Below are 244 nucleotides of genomic sequence, written 5' to 3'. Positions count from 1 at the left end.
AATATCCCGCGGCGCGCGGTGAATCGGTGATGCGGGATTCGGCTTCGAGCACGCGCACCGGAATGCCGGCGCGCGCGAGGCACAGTCCAGTGATGAATCCGACCGGCCCGGCGCCGACCACCACGACTCCTGCGAACTTCTGCATCGACTCCCCCCGCGTGCTTCGAGTCGGCGTCGAGAGTGAGACCAGCCCACGGTGCTTGTCCAGCGCGGACGAAGTTCGAGTCCGGTGCTTGACGGGTCG

1 protein-coding gene is annotated in these 244 nt (G+C 67.2%); it reads right to left on the bottom strand.

What is annotated here, in order from left to right:
* A partial coding sequence (locus SAZ04_RS22805) for an FAD-dependent monooxygenase (protein WP_332700036.1) occupies window positions 1-145 on the bottom strand: 145 nt, incomplete at its 3' end.
* Between the last annotated feature and the right edge of the window lie 99 nt (window positions 146-244).

This window comes from Halalkalibacter lacteus (assembly GCF_036663595.1).
Taxonomy (GTDB): Bacteria; Bacillota; Bacilli; order Bacillales; family Bacillaceae_D; genus Halalkalibacter; species Halalkalibacter lacteus.
The sequence above is the reverse complement of the archived record's forward strand: the minus strand, read 5'-3'. Positions and strand labels throughout refer to the sequence as shown.